Genomic DNA, 12,127 nt, shown 5'->3' with positions numbered 1-12,127 from the left:
TCAGCCACGCGCACACGGGGCGCCGTCCGCAGCAGGTGCTGGGACGGCGCCCCGCGGCGCGTCGGTGGGGTTGAACGCTAGCAGCGATTGCCGACGAAGTCGTCCAAGTTCTTCAAGAACGCTGCCATCTCGCCGCGGGTGGTTGGCTTGCTTGGCCGGAACGTGCCGTCACTGTAGCCAGAGGTAATCCCGCGGGCTGCCGCCCAGGAGACGGCCTCGTAGAACGCTCCGCCGACGTTCATGTCCTCAAATCGCGAGGTGTTCGGTGGTGTGTAGCCACGATTGATCCGGCAGACATTCTGCGTGTACGAGTACAGGAACGAGGCCATTTGGCCGCGCGTGATCGTGTCCTGTGGGCCAAATCGCCCGTCCGTGTACCCGCTGGTGATCTCTTTGAGTTTGGCCCAGCCGATTTCTTCGGCATAGCTGTGTGTCTTCGGGATATCGGTGTAGGGGTCCACCTTGGGGCCGCTGTAGCCGGTGGGGCCGTGATAGCGGTACAAGAACGTCGCCATCTCAAGGCGAGAAACATAGCGCGTCGGCCGGAACGTGCCGTCGGTGTAACCAGAAGTGACGCCCTCCTGCCAAAGCCACAAGATGTGCTGGGCGAACGCTGTCCCGCCGACATCGAGGAAGGGGCCAACCTTGACGTGTTCGCGAGCCATGTACTGCACGGCACCTGAGCGAATGGTGTCCATCATGGCGTAGAGGTTGGCGCCCGGGCAGGAGGTCCAGCCGACGTCTCTGTGCCCACTCACACGGTTGAGAGTCACGGATTGGCCGGCCGCGTATTTACCGCCGCCGCCGGCGATCATGGTGGCGCGCGCACGGGGATCGTAGCCCCAATACTTGGCCTGCCAGCCCACCACTTCTTGGAGTGACTTAATGACCCCGGAGGACGGCGTGGCGTAGGTGTAGTCGCCCATCACGGACACGCCAAACATGTCACCGTTCCACCCCGCAGCATGGGTTCCGACGACGGCGAGGTTGAGACCGCCAGCACGTCCTTCGTAGATATTGCCCCACTTGTCCACCAGCATGTGGTAACCGATGTCGCACCACGTCGGGTCCTTGGACATGTGGAACTGCTGGATACCACGCAAGATCCCGGGGACCTGATCGCGTGAGTAATCATTGCTGCCCGCAGTGTGATGGATCAGGACGCCCTTTTTCTTGGGCGTCGTTCCCAGGCTGCAGAGGGCATTCGCTGCGCCCCAGCTGGAGCGGGGGATCACACGATCGAGGACGGACTCGTTGCCGGAACTGTAGGTGCTGGCGATGGGCGCAGTGACGTTGCGGTCTGTCTGCGTCACCTGTGACGTGTAGGCGGTGATGTCAAGTGCGCCAGCGTAGGCTTCGTTGGCTGCTCGCGCTTCGAGGCGATCCGCGTCGGCCACAATGAGGGCGTCCGAGACACGTTCGTCTTCCGTACTTGGCTCGCCACTAGTGCTTGCATCGCCCCCGTCCGCGTGATCATGTGCGTGATCGGCACCGTCTACTTCTGGGTCCACTGGCTGCCATTCTTGCCAGCCGTCGGCGGTGTGGATCCGGTATTCAATGTCAGGGTTTTCGCCAGTCCACGAGGCGGCGAAGACGACGGCATCGTCAGGGTTCAGAGTCAGGGAGGCCGTCTCATCGCCGTCGGCGGCGGCTGTGGTCTCCACGACGTCGGCTGATGAGTTGGCGCTCGGCTGAGGCGCCATGGGTGTTGACGCCTGGGGTGTCGCTGCCGGCTGCGCGATAGCGGCGGGAGCGAGCATGGTGGCGAGGACAGCTAAGGCTGCCGTCGTGGCGAGGACGTGAGTAGAACGTCGACGGGTGGGGGCGTACGGGGGCGCCATAGGACAGCTCCAAAGGTGGGGAAGGTGCGAGTGCGCGGTCTCTCGAACCGCTTTACACCACTTGACTACCTCTTTCAAGGTCTTTCCGTGTTTATCGACACGCATCAAGGCGTCAAATTCATGGAACGTCCCGTGAGTTCACAGGTTGAAGCACAGCAATCACGCGCTAGCGATGGCGGCCTAGCTTGCCCTGCGCCGCTTGGAGCATCGAGTCGGTGACGGCCGCACCATTGTGTCCGTCAGGACATGTCGCGAGATGGCGGGCGCGGCTGTAACAGTACGGAGCGTCGTTCGGCAGGGCGCCGGGAACGCCGATAATCTGGGCCTGGCGACGATCCGCCGTCTCGAATTCGCCTCCACACGAAACAAAGGTGCCACCGAAGTGTCAGAAACCAAGCCCGTCGTTTTGCTCGCCGAAGAGCTTTCGCCCGCGACCATCGCGGCCCTCGGCCCGGATTTTGAGATCCGCCGTGCCAATGGTGCCGACCGCGGGGAGCTCTTGAGCGCCATTGCGGACGTGGATGCGATCCTCGTTCGCTCCGCTACACAAGTTGACGCGGAAGCCATTGCGGCTGCTCAGCAGCTGAAGGTGATCGCCCGCGCCGGCGTCGGACTGGATAACGTCGACATCAAGGCCGCCACCCAGGCCGGTGTCATGGTGGTCAATGCGCCGACCTCCAACATCATCTCCGCCGCGGAACTGACCGTGGGCCATGTCGTCTCCCTGTCTCGTCACATCCCGGCAGCCAACGCGGCCCTGAAGAACGGCGAATGGAAGCGTTCGAAGTACGCCGGAGTCGAACTGTATGAGAAGACGGCTGGCATCATTGGGCTCGGCCGCATTGGCGCGCTCGTCGCAGCGCGTCTGCAAGGGTTCGGGATGAATGTGGTGGCCTTTGATCCCTACATCACGGCAGCGCGCGCGCAGCAACTGGGCGTCAAGTTGGTTGAACTCGATGAGCTGCTCGCGACCAGCGACTTCGTCACCATTCACATGCCGAAGACGCCGGAGACCCTCGGCATGCTCGGCGCTGACGCCTTCTCCAAGATGAAGAGCTCGGCGTACGTGGTCAATGTGGCCCGCGGCGGCCTGGTGGACGAAGACGCGCTGTACACCGCGCTGAAGGACCAGCAGATCGCTGGCGCCGGCATCGACGTTTTCGTCAAGGAGCCGAGCACGGACCTGCCGTTCTTCGAGTTTGAGAACGTCATTGTGACCCCGCACCTGGGCGCGTCGACCGAAGAGGCGCAGGAGAAGGCGGGCGTTTCCGTGGCCAAGTCCGTGCGCCTGGCCCTAGCTGGCGAACTGGTGCCGGACGCCGTCAACGTGGCCGGCGGCGTCATCGACGAGAGCGTCCGCCCGGGGATCCCCTTGATCGAGAAGCTGGGTCGGATCTTCACGGCCCTGACGCGCGATTCGCTGGTCTCCCTCGACATCGAGGTGGCCGGGGAAATCTCCACCCTCGACGTCAAGGCACTGGAACTGGCCGCGCTCAAGGGCGTCTTCACAGACGTTGTTTCCGAGCAGGTGTCCTACGTGAACGCCCCGGTCCTCGCCGAACAGCGCGGTGTGGCGGCTCGCTTGATCACCACCACGGACTCACCGGAATACCGCAACGTCCTCAACCTGCGGGGTTCGACGAGCGATGGCACGCAGATCGCCGTCTCTGGCACGCTGACCGGCCCGAAGCAGATCGAGAAGCTCGTCGGCATTGACGGATTCGAGATCGAGATTCCCATCGCCGAGCATTTGGTGGTGTTGCGCTACCAGGACCGCCCCGGCGTCGTGGGTTCGTTGGGTGCGATCCTCGGCGAGCGCGGAGTCAACATCGTGGGCATGCAGGTCGCACCGAATGCCGAGACGTCGGAGGCCCTCGTGGTCCTCACCGTGGACAATTCCTTGCCGGAGGGGACGCTGGAGCAGGTTCGCCACGCCGTGGGCGCTGATTTCGCCCGCGAGGTGGACCTCACCTAGGCCGTATTTCTGCCCGCGGACGACGCCGTCGCGCACCGGATCTGGTGCCCGGCGGCGTCGTGCGTTAACCGGGCTTCACGCGCTCGGCCGACTCCGATCCTGCAGCGCACATACGGTAGATTCGTGGGGTGACTTCCACCGAGCTGAACCCCTACTTCATCACGACCGCGATCTCCTACCCCAACGGTGTGCCCCATATTGGCCACGCCTACGAGGTCATCGCCACCGACGCCATGGCGCGGTTCAAGCGCCTGGACGGGTACGACGTCTTCTTCATGACCGGCACGGACGAGCATGGCCAGAAGATGCTGCAGACCGCCCAGCAGCAGGGCGTCTCGCCGCGTGAGCTGGCACAGCGTAACTCGGATGCGTTCCAACAGATGAACGATGAGTTGGGAATCAGCTACGACCGCTTTATTCGCACGACCGATCCCGATCACCTCGACGCCGCGCAAGAGATTTGGCGTCGCATGGAGGCGAACGGCGACATTTACCTCGACAAGTACGCCGGGTGGTATTCGGTGCGGGACGAGGCCTACTACGCCGAGGAGGACACCGAACTTCGCGAGGACGGCCTGCGCTACGCGACGGAAACGGACACTGAGGTGACCTGGACGGAAGAGGAGTCGTATTTCTTCCGCCTGTCCGCCTACCAAGATAAGTTGCTGGAGCACTACCGGAACCATCCGGATTTCGGGGCACCGCGCTCGCGATTCAACGAGGTCATCCGCTTCGTTGAGCGCGGCCTTCAAGACCTCTCCATCTCCCGCACCACCTTTGACTGGGGCGTGCCAGTCCCCGGCAACGATGCGCACGTCATGTATGTCTGGGTCGACGCGCTGACCAACTACCTCACGGGCGCCGGGTTCCCCGACACGGACGCGGCGAGCTTCACGAAGTACTGGCCCGCCGACGTCCACGTGATCGGCAAGGATATTTCCCGGTTCCACGCGATTTACTGGCCCGCGTTCCTGATGTCCGCCGGGCTGGAGCTGCCGGAGCGGGTGATGATCCACGGCTTCTTGCACAATAACGGCGTGAAGATGTCCAAGTCGTTGGGCAACGTCATCGCTCCAGCCGATTTCATCGGTCAATATGGCCTCGACACGATCAGGTACTTCTTCCTTCGCGAAGTGCCCTTTGGGGCGGACGGCTCCTACAGCCATGAGGCCATCGTCGGGCGAATGAACGCCGACCTGGCCAATAACCTCGGCAATCTCGCTCAGCGCTCCTTGTCCATGGTGAAGAAGAACTGCGGCGGGCAGGTGCCTGAACCGTCCGCGTTCTCCGCCGCCGATGAGCAGATCCTGCAGCAGGCCGAGGCGCTGCTTAAGGGCGTGCGGGACCGCTTCGAGAAGCAGGAATTCAGCCGGGCCTTGGAAGAGATCTGGGCCGTCCTCGGCGACGCCAACGCCTACTTTGCGGAGCAGGCCCCGTGGGTATTGCGCAAGACCGACGAGGAGCGCATGCGCACGGTGCTCTACGTGACGCTCGAGGTGGTCCGCAAAGTCGCGCTGTTGGTCCAGCCCGTGATGCCCGACGCCGCGAGCCAGCTGCTCGACGTCCTGGGCCAGCCCGACGGCGCGGCGCGCACCTTCGCCGCGTTCGGACAGCCGTTGACGGCAGGCAGCGAACTGCCCGCGCCGAGCCCGATTTTCCCCCGCTATGAGGAACCCGCCGAGTAGTCGGTGCTGCACCGCGTCGACGCGACGCGGCCAGAGAGGAAGAACCAGGGGCGGGGCCTGTGCGATACGCATCGCATAGGCCCCGCCCTCCTCATCTGCGAACCGGTTCTGCTAGTCGCTCGCGAGCCCTTCCACGGGCGAGAGCCGGGCCGATCGTCGGCCCGGGACCACAGACGCGAGCCACGACGCGAGAACGGCGACGCTGAGCACTCCTACCAGCTGCCACCACGGCAGCGAGATGACCGTGTCCGCCATGCGTGACAGCGCCGATTGAACCCCCAGCACCCCATAGATGCTGCCGAGAACCGTACCCACCAAGGCCGCCGTCGTGCCGATGAGGATGGCTTCCGCCGAGAGCATGTGCCGCAATTGGGCGGCGCGCAGTCCCAACGCGCGCAGCAGCGAATTTTCACGCGTTCGTTCGAGGACGGACAGGCTGAGCGTGTTGGTCACACCCACGACGGCGATGAGGACGGCGACGGCCAGCAGGCCGACGACGACCATGAGGAGGGCGTCGATGATCTGTGTGAAGAGCCCCTTCTCGATGGCCCCACCGCTCACGGAATATTCGTCGATGCCGAGCGTGGAGGCCACCGCAGAACGGACGTCGAGCGCCTGGGCGGGCGTCAGCGCATCGTCGACCTTGAGCCAGAGCACCGGCTGGTGGTCCCCAGCTCCCTCACCCACGATCTCCGCTGCGGTCGCCGGAGTCACGATGGGGGTCAGCGTCACGGCCTGCGACGCGATGGCCTCCAGCGTGCGCTCGCCGTCCGCCGTGTTGACGACCACGTCCTCGCGATAGCCCTGCGGCAGGACCACCTGGCCGGCAGCGGGCAAGTAATCAGGCTGATTGACAACCCGGGCGAGGCTCTCCGTGGCCGCTGCGTAGAGCGGCAGCCCCGCGTGAGACACGGCCGCCGGGGTCAGCAGCACGGCGGCCGTCACGCCGTCCAGACCGCCGACCGCGTCCACATCCTGCTGATCGAACGCGACGCCCGCCAGTTGGCCATCGACGGTGACGTCCACGGGATACTCCGAAGCCAGCCGTGCATCGAAGGTGGCCTTGGCCGTCTGCGCGCCCGTCATCATCATCGTCACCAGAGTGACCCCGATCATCAGCGCCGTGGCCGTGGCGGCGGTGCGAGCGGGATTGCGGGCCGCGTTGAGCCCGGCGAGTCGGGAGGGGACCCCGCGTGCCGTGAGTCGAGACAGCCCACGTACTGCAGGCAGAATCACGAGTGGTGCCAGCAGCAGAACTCCGATGAAAGACAGGGCGCCGCCGGCGAAACCCAGCAAGAGTTCGCCGCCCAGGGCGCCCCACGCGAGCAGCCCGGAGCCACCGAGCGCCAGAAGCCCGCCCAGGCTGAGGCGGAACCAGCCGAGCCGCGCCGACTCTGTCGCCGCCTCCTGGGGGCGCATCGCCTCCAAGGGGGCCACCCGGGTGGCCCTGCGCGCCGGCCACCACGCGGCAGACATGGTGAGCACGATGCCCACGGCGACCGTGCCGAGCATCGCCAGAGGAGGCACGGCAATCGTGACAAATGGCGCCTCCAGCGCGGTCCGGGCCACGGCGGCCAACACCGACATCACGCCCCACGCCACCGCGACGCCCAGCACCGACGCGACGAGGCCCACGAGGAAGGCCTCGGTCAGCACCGACCGGTTCAACTGCCGGCGGGAGGCTCCCACGGTGCGCAGCAACGCCAGCTCGCGCGAGCGCTGGGCCAAGAGGACGGAGAAGGTGTTCACCACGACCAACGCGGTCACCACTAAGGCGATGAGGACGAAGACCAGCAGGATCCACGTGACGGCCTCATCACCGCCGGCCATGCTGTTGACCTCCGCCATGGTCTGTTCCTGTGCAGTGCGCACCGACACCGGCCCCGCAGCAGAGTCCGCAAGTGCCTCGCCGACTCGGGGCAGCACGACGTCGGCGCTCGCCGGGTCATCGAGGAGCAGGTGCAGGGCGTCCACGGTCCGGCGCGCCTCCGGCGGCTGAGTCGCCGTGATGAGGTGGGGGAGGGCGTAGACCTGGGCGGTGGCGGCCGTCAGGGGATTCATGCTCGGCGCCGCGAGGCCCGAGACCGTGACCCGCACCTCGGTGCTGGAGTCTCCCGTCAGCAGAGTCACCGTGTCGCCGACGGCGAGCTCCGCCTCCTCGGCGGAGATCGCATCGATGAGGATCTCCCGATTGCTCGTGGGCGTGTCACCCTCGACGACGTTCACCGGCTCCCACGGCTCCTCTGACACCTGCCTCACGCCGACGGCCAGCGACGTCGTCCCCGTGTCAAGACGCGCACCGTAGGAGGCCTCGCCGCGCACGGCCGCGACCCCGTTGACCGCCGCCGCGGCCTGAACATCCGACGTCGTCAGCTGACCGGTCCCATCGCCGGAGTACCGCGCCCAGTCGAGTTCCGCGACGGCGTCCACGCCTTGGTAGGACTCACCGATACTTTTCTCTAGAGAGGCCTGAGTCGAGGCGTTCACCATCTGGGCGGCGGCCAAGAACGCGGTCCCGATGAGGACGGCGAGGACCACGGCGACGAACCGCCGTGCGTACGTGCGAATATTCGCCAGAGCCAGCGTCAGCATCCTAGGCACCTGCCCTACGTGGGGCCGGGGTGGAGGTGCCCGCGGAGAGCTCAGCCAGGGCGGCCGTTACCGAATCGACGGAGGGCTCATCCAATCGCCCGACGACGCCGCCGTCGCGGACCAAGACGACGTGGTCGGCGTAGCTGGCCGCCACCGGATCGTGAGTAACCATGATGATGCTCTGCCCGAAGTCGCGCGAGGACGCCTGCAGGAAGGACAGGACCTCGGCTCCCGTCGCCGAATCGAGGTTTCCGGTCGGTTCATCGCCGAAGACGACGTCGGGGCGGGTGAGCAGCGCCCGCGCGACCGCGACTCGCTGCTGCTGTCCACCGGAGAGCTGATGGGGTTTATGCCGAAGCCGCGTTTCTAGGCCGAGGGCGCCGATCACCCGGTCAAACCAGGCCTGTTCGTACGTGGTCCCGGCAAGGTCCAATGGCAGGACGATGTTCTGCTCTGCGGTGAGCGTCGGGACGAGGTTGAAGGACTGAAAAATGAAGCCCACCTTGTCACGCCGCAGCCTAGTCAGCCCCGCGTCATTCAAGCTGGTGAGGTCTTGGCCTGAAATGAAGACCTGCCCGCTGGTGGCGGTATCCAGACCAGCCAGGCAATGCATCAGCGTGGACTTTCCGGATCCGGACGGCCCCATGATGGCCGTGAACCGCTCGGCCGGAAAGTCGATGTCGATCCCGTCCAAGGCGCGTACCTGCGTCTCGCCCTGTCCGTAGACCTTGGTGAGGCCTCGTGCTGAGACCGCGGGGGCGGAACCGGTGGGGATGGGTGTTGATGGGGAAAAGGCGTCAGTCATGACCACGACGCTATGTTTGAGCTGTGTCTGGACACATCGATCCCTGGGAGTGAAAAGGGCGCCAGGACTTCAGCCCAGGGGATGACATGATGAACCTATGCACTCACCCCGTCTACGCACCTACTGCGGCCTGGCTCTCACCGCCTCGCTGGCCCTCAGCCTGGCCGGGTGCTCCGGTGACAGCTCCCATCCCGAGCCGCCGGCCTCGACGGAGGGTGCGTCGGCCACACCGACGCCCACGCCACAGGTCCCATCGGTGGACACGAGCGGCCTGAGCGCCGAACTCGGCGAGCTGGCGACTCAGTGGTACACGGGCGCCTTCGTCCCCGTCGGCGACCGTGCCACCGCCGCCGCGCAGGCCCGGACGACGTCGTCCGGACACCTCACCGTGGACGCCGCCACCGGCACGTGGAACGGCCAGGAGGTGGCCGTCCTCACGGCCGGCGATGACGTGACCCTCGCCGTCTCCGCCGCCGAGGGCTGGACCATCGTCGGCGGGTGGTGGCCCAGCTTAGGCCTCAATCAGCCCGCCCTCGGGGACGGGCCGCGCCACCTCCTGTTCGCGGGCTCGGACGCGCGGGAGAAGGAAGGTGAAGACATCACGCGTGCTCGCGCCGATGCCTTGCAGGTCGTCGGGGTCGACGGCATGGGCGGCGGCGCCATCGTCGGCATCCCGCGGGACTTGTGGGTGCCGATGGCGAGCGGTGGCAACGCCAAGATCAACGCCGCACTCGTCTTTGACGGTCCCGAAGGGCAGCAACAGGCCGTAGAGAACGCCACGGGGTTCGAGCTGGACGGATACGTGCTCACCGGTTTTCTGGGTTTTCAGGCGATCGTCGAGGAGGCGGGCGGCCTCCCCATGGACGCACCCGTCCCCGTCAAGAATGTCTCTGCGGGCGAGGTGCTCCTGAACCCCGTGGACGCGTTGATGTACGTGCGAGAACGTAAGACGCTGCCGGGCGGAGACTTCGATCGCAGTTTCCATCAGGGCATCGCCCTGCTCGGCTTCGGCGCGAACGCCCTCCTCGAAGGTCCCCAGGCGCTCGCCGGAGCCCTGTCACTCGTCGACCCGCACGTGGTAACGAACGTTTCAGCCGAGGACATGCTCACCTTCGCCGCATGGCTTTACCGCACCGACCTGACGCAGGTGGGCCATACGGTCCCGGATGCACCTTTTGGCACGAGCGCGGACGGGCAATCCATTCTGGTGAACGACGACGGCGTCCAGTCCGTCTTTGACGACTTTGCGGACGGTCATTTGGGCGAGTGAGGTGAGGAGCCTAGGGTGCCACGACGCCCGTGCTATAGGCGATCACCACGGCTTGCACCCGGTCCCGGGCGTCCAGCTTGGCCAGAATGCGCCGCACATGGGACTTCACGGTGGCCTCGGAGAGAAACAGCCGGGTGGCGATCTCCGGGTTGGAATCGCCAGCGGCCATGAGCTCAAAGACTTCGCGCTCGCGGGCCGTGAGGGAGGCGACGGCTGCGTGGGCCGGAGACTCTTCCTGAGTCTGGGAACGCAGCAGCGGTGCCACGTGCTGCAGGAGGCGCCGCGTCGTCGACGGGGCGATGACGGCGTCTCCGCGGTGCACCGTTCGGATCGCCTCGAGCAGTTCCTCCGGCGGGGCGTCCTTGAGCAGGAACCCGCTCGCGCCGGCCTGGATGGCTGCGAGGGCATACTCGTCGAGGTCGAAGGTGGTCAGGACGACGATCTTTGGCCCCGCACCATCGGCCTTCGCCAGCAAGCGTTCGGTCGCCCGAATCCCGTCGATCTCCGGCATCCGCACGTCCATGAGCACGACGTCGGCGCGCGCCAACGCCGGCGAGGCGAGGGCCTCACGCCCGTCGGTGGCCTCGGCCACGACTTCTAAGTCCGGCTGGGAGTCGATGAGCATCTTGAATCCGCTGCGCACTAATTGCTGGTCGTCTACGAGGCCGATCCGGATGGGTCCCGGTGCGTGGGTCATGCTTCCTCCGAGTAGGGGATGAAGAGGCGGACGGCGAATCCGCCGCGGGGCAAGGGGCCCGCGGTGAGCGTGCCGTCATAGAGGTTAGCGCGCTCAGCCATGCCCTCGAGCCCGTGGCCGGAGCCTGCGGGGTGCTCGCTGCGACTGCTCGTGCCGCGGCCATTGTCCGTGATGTTCACGGAGAGGCCATCGTGGCCGTAGCGGACCTCCACCCGGGCGTCGGCCGCGGGCCCGGCATGCTTGAGGACGTTGGTCAGGGCTTCCTGCACGGCACGATAGGCCACGAGCGGGGCGCCCTGCGGGAGGACCCCGGCCGCGGATCCCACGACATGAAGCTCGGCCGCCTGTCCAGTCGATCGGATGGTGTCCAGCAGGCCGTCGAGGTCGTCCAGCCCTGGCTGCGGCCGGTAGGTGGTGGCGTCGTCGTCTCGGAGGACGCCGAGCAGTCGCCGCATCTCGGCGAGCGAGTCACGGCCCGTGGAGGCGATGGTCTCCAGCGCTCGGCGTGCCGAGTCGGGTGAGGTGGCGGCCGCGTAGCGACCGCCGTCCGCTTGGGCGATCATGACGGATAGGGAGTGCGCCACGACGTCGTGCATCTCTCGCGCGATGCGCGCGCGCTCGTCCGCCGCGGCCGCGGCGCGCTCGGCGGCGTGCTCGCGTTCGAGCCTCGCTGCCCGTTCCTGCAGCGTCTGCAAGGCGAGGCGGCGGGTGCGGGAGAGATCTCCCCACGTCCAGGCGACCAGCATGCCGAGCATGATGACGAGTGCGTTGAAGACCAGATAGGTGGTGCTGAAACTGCCCTGTACGGCGCCGAAGGCGATGGTGGAGAGGACGGCGCCTAGCAGGGAGAGGGCCAACCCCGCGGCTGATTCCCAGCGTCGCCCGTACTTGGCCAGCGTGAACACGACGAGGGGGACCGTGATCACTGAGGGCAGGTACGTGGGCAAAAGTGCCAAGTGAAGCAGGCACGCCAAGACGATCACGCCAGCGGAGACCGTCACGCGGGTGCGCCGCCACGCGAGGGGCAGGATTTCAAGTGAACTGATGGCGAACGCTAGGACGAGGCCGGTGCCGTCCGTCCAAGGGGCCACGAAGAGCAGACTCAATGGGGCGCAGACAAGCCAGAGCGCTCCAGCGACCGCCGCGTCCACGTGTGCCGGATGCGAGCGGAGCCATTCGTCCGCGCTGCGATGCCATGCCATGCCGAATATCCTAGGGCCACCCCGGCGTGTTCATGATGTGAGACAAGGTGATCATCATGC

The 12,127-nt window shown here is 66.1% G+C and carries 8 protein-coding genes; 3 read left to right on the top strand and 5 right to left on the bottom strand.

Annotated features, from left to right (window positions below):
* Positions 1 to 77: 77 nt before the first annotated feature.
* Positions 78 to 1,841 carry an S-layer homology domain-containing protein gene (locus IW252_RS01790; protein ID WP_196835002.1) on the bottom strand — a complete coding sequence of 588 codons (1,764 nt, stop codon included), beginning with the start codon at positions 1,839 to 1,841 and terminating at the stop codon, positions 78 to 80.
* A 382-nt stretch (positions 1,842 to 2,223) separates the two neighbouring features.
* Between IW252_RS01790 and serA the strand changes: the two genes are divergently transcribed.
* Together serA and metG are read left to right on the top strand one after the other, a co-directional pair.
* Positions 2,224 to 3,816 carry a phosphoglycerate dehydrogenase gene (gene serA, locus IW252_RS01785; RefSeq protein ID WP_331271399.1) on the top strand — a complete coding sequence of 531 codons (1,593 nt, stop codon included), beginning with the start codon at positions 2,224 to 2,226 and terminating at the stop codon, positions 3,814 to 3,816.
* A gap of 128 nt (positions 3,817 to 3,944) precedes the next feature.
* Positions 3,945 to 5,501 carry a methionine--tRNA ligase gene (gene metG / locus IW252_RS01780; protein WP_196835000.1) on the top strand — a complete coding sequence of 519 codons (1,557 nt, stop codon included), beginning with the start codon at positions 3,945 to 3,947 and terminating at the stop codon, positions 5,499 to 5,501.
* Positions 5,502 to 5,612: 111 nt separating this feature from the next.
* On the opposite strand, the gene IW252_RS01775 is transcribed toward metG, so the two are convergent.
* Together IW252_RS01775 and IW252_RS01770 are read right to left on the bottom strand one after the other, a co-directional pair.
* Positions 5,613 to 8,093, bottom strand: coding sequence for an FtsX-like permease family protein (locus IW252_RS01775; RefSeq protein WP_196834999.1), 2,481 nt, complete (start codon positions 8,091 to 8,093; stop codon positions 5,613 to 5,615).
* A gap of 1 nt (position 8,094) precedes the next feature.
* Positions 8,095 to 8,898: an ABC transporter ATP-binding protein gene (locus tag IW252_RS01770; protein ID WP_196834998.1), complete on the bottom strand. Its 804-nt coding sequence runs from the start codon at positions 8,896 to 8,898 to the stop codon at positions 8,095 to 8,097.
* 97 nt (positions 8,899 to 8,995) lie between these two features.
* Between IW252_RS01770 and IW252_RS01765 the strand changes: the two genes are divergently transcribed.
* The gene (locus tag IW252_RS01765) at positions 8,996 to 10,168 is read left to right on the top strand and encodes an LCP family protein (protein WP_196834997.1); all 1,173 of its coding nucleotides are present in this window, start codon (positions 8,996 to 8,998) and stop codon (positions 10,166 to 10,168) included.
* A gap of 10 nt (positions 10,169 to 10,178) precedes the next feature.
* Here IW252_RS01765 and IW252_RS01760 read toward each other — a convergent pair whose 3' ends face one another.
* Complete coding sequence (locus IW252_RS01760) at positions 10,179 to 10,865, bottom strand: response regulator (protein WP_196834996.1); 687 nt, start codon at positions 10,863 to 10,865, stop codon at positions 10,179 to 10,181.
* Positions 10,862 to 12,067 (bottom strand): sensor histidine kinase, encoded by a 1,206-nt coding sequence (locus tag IW252_RS01755; RefSeq protein ID WP_196834995.1) that lies wholly within the window; start codon positions 12,065 to 12,067, stop codon positions 10,862 to 10,864. Before IW252_RS01755 ends, IW252_RS01760 begins: the two co-directional genes overlap by 4 nt.
* Positions 12,068 to 12,127: the final 60 nt, after the last annotated feature.

This window comes from Zhihengliuella flava, from assembly GCF_015751895.1.
Classification (GTDB): domain Bacteria; phylum Actinomycetota; class Actinomycetes; order Actinomycetales; family Micrococcaceae; genus Zhihengliuella; species Zhihengliuella flava.
Note: the sequence above shows the minus strand (reverse complement) of the source record. Positions and strands in the feature narration are given on the sequence as shown.

Coding starts and splice junctions, on each gene's coding strand:
- IW252_RS01790 (WP_196835002.1), bottom strand. CDS start 1,841: ATGGCGCCCCCGTACGCCCCCACCCGTCGACGTTCTACTCACGTCCTC.
- IW252_RS01775 (WP_196834999.1), bottom strand. CDS start 8,093: ATGCTGACGCTGGCTCTGGCGAATATTCGCACGTACGCACGGCGGTTC.
- IW252_RS01770 (WP_196834998.1), bottom strand. CDS start 8,898: ATGACTGACGCCTTTTCCCCATCAACACCCATCCCCACCGGTTCCGCC.
- IW252_RS01765 (WP_196834997.1), top strand. CDS start 8,996: ATGCACTCACCCCGTCTACGCACCTACTGCGGCCTGGCTCTCACCGCC.
- IW252_RS01760 (WP_196834996.1), bottom strand. CDS start 10,865: ATGACCCACGCACCGGGACCCATCCGGATCGGCCTCGTAGACGACCAG.
- IW252_RS01755 (WP_196834995.1), bottom strand. CDS start 12,067: ATGGCATGGCATCGCAGCGCGGACGAATGGCTCCGCTCGCATCCGGCA.